The sequence below is a fragment of the Streptomyces sp. NPDC087440 genome (genome assembly GCF_044744005.1).
Classification (GTDB): Bacteria; Actinomycetota; Actinomycetes; order Streptomycetales; family Streptomycetaceae; genus Streptomyces.
Map to the genome: position 1 here is coordinate 1 of NZ_JBIUXN010000063.1, position 1,068 is coordinate 1,068.

Sequence of the window (1,068 nt, forward strand, 5' to 3'; positions counted from 1 at the left end):
AGTTGCACGCTCTAGACCCGAAGCGGAGTGATCTAGCCATGGGCAGGTTGAAGCGGAGGTAAGACTTCGTGGAGGACCGAACCCACCAGGGTTGAAAACCTGGGGGATGACCTGTGGTTAGGGGTGAAAGGCCAATCAAACTCCGTGATAGCTGGTTCTCCCCGAAATGCATTTAGGTGCAGCGTCGTGTGTTTCTTGCCGGAGGTAGAGCACTGGATAGGCGATGGGCCCTACCGGGTTACTGACCTTAGCCAAACTCCGAATGCCGGTAAGTGAGAGCACGGCAGTGAGACTGTGGGGGATAAGCTCCATGGTCGAGAGGGAAACAGCCCAGAGCATCGACTAAGGCCCCTAAGCGTACGCTAAGTGGGAAAGGATGTGGAGTCGCAGAGACAACCAGGAGGTTGGCTTAGAAGCAGCCACCCTTGAAAGAGTGCGTAATAGCTCACTGGTCAAGTGATTCCGCGCCGACAATGTAGCGGGGCTCAAGCGTACCGCCGAAGTCGTGTCATTCCAGCAGATACCCCCAACGGGGGCTGGGATGGGTAGGGGAGCGTCGTGTGCCGGGTGAAGCAGCCGCGGAAGCGAGTTGTGGACGGTTCACGAGTGAGAATGCAGGCATGAGTAGCGATACACACGTGAGAAACGTGTGCGCCGATTGACTAAGGGTTCCTGGGTCAAGCTGATCTGCCCAGGGTAAGTCGGGACCTAAGGCGAGGCCGACAGGCGTAGTCGATGGACAACCGGTTGATATTCCGGTACCCGCTTTGAAACGCCCAATACTGAATCAGACGATGCTAAGCCCGTGAAGCCGTTCCGGACCCTTCGGGGAAAGGAAAGTGGTGGAGCCGGTGACCCAGATCTGTACTAGGTAAGCGATGGGGTGACGCAGGAAGGTAGTCCAGCCCGGGCGGTGGTAGTCCCGGGGTAAGGGTGTAGGGCGTTGTCTAGGCAAATCCGGACAACACATAGCCTGAGACCTGATGCCGAGCCGATTGTGGTGAAGTGGATGATCCTATGCTGTCGAGAAAAGCCTCTAGCGAGTTTCATGGCGGCCCGTACCCTAAA

At 57.0% G+C, this 1,068-nt stretch carries 1 rRNA gene; it reads left to right on the forward strand.

The features are described 5' to 3' along the window. Positions 1-1,068 (forward strand): 23S ribosomal RNA (locus ACIO3O_RS42730); the annotation flags it as partial.